General features: G+C 66.8%; 1 protein-coding gene. It reads left to right on the top strand.

Annotated elements, in window-relative coordinates:
* A partial coding sequence (locus tag NX773_RS23465; RefSeq protein WP_258858648.1) for a cadherin-like domain-containing protein occupies positions 1-388 on the top strand: 388 nt, incomplete at both ends.

Below are 388 nucleotides of genomic sequence, written 5' to 3'. Positions count from 1 at the left end.
CGACCTGCCGGTCGCCGCCGACGGGACGATCACGACCAACGAAGACACCAAGGCCACCGGCAACCTGCCGGCCGCGACCGATGTCGAGCACGATGCGATCACCTACGCCAAGGGCACCGGCCCGTCGCACGGCACGCTGGTGCTCAACGCCGACGGCAGCTACGAGTACACGCCGGCGGCCAACTACAACGGCCCGGACAGCTTCACCTACACCGTCAGCGACGGCTCTGGCAGCAATACCTACAACGTCAGCATCACGGTCAATCCGGTGAACGACGCACCGGTGCTGGCGGTATCACCCGTCACCGTGGCCCAGGGCGCGACCATCACGCTTACCACGCGCTACCTGAACGCGACCGACGTCGATACCGGCAACGGCAGCCTGACG

The organism is Massilia solisilvae (assembly GCF_024753215.1).
In the GTDB taxonomy this organism is placed as follows: Bacteria; Pseudomonadota; Gammaproteobacteria; order Burkholderiales; family Burkholderiaceae_D; genus Telluria; species Telluria solisilvae.
The sequence above is the reverse complement of the archived record's forward strand: the minus strand, read 5'-3'. Positions and strand labels throughout refer to the sequence as shown.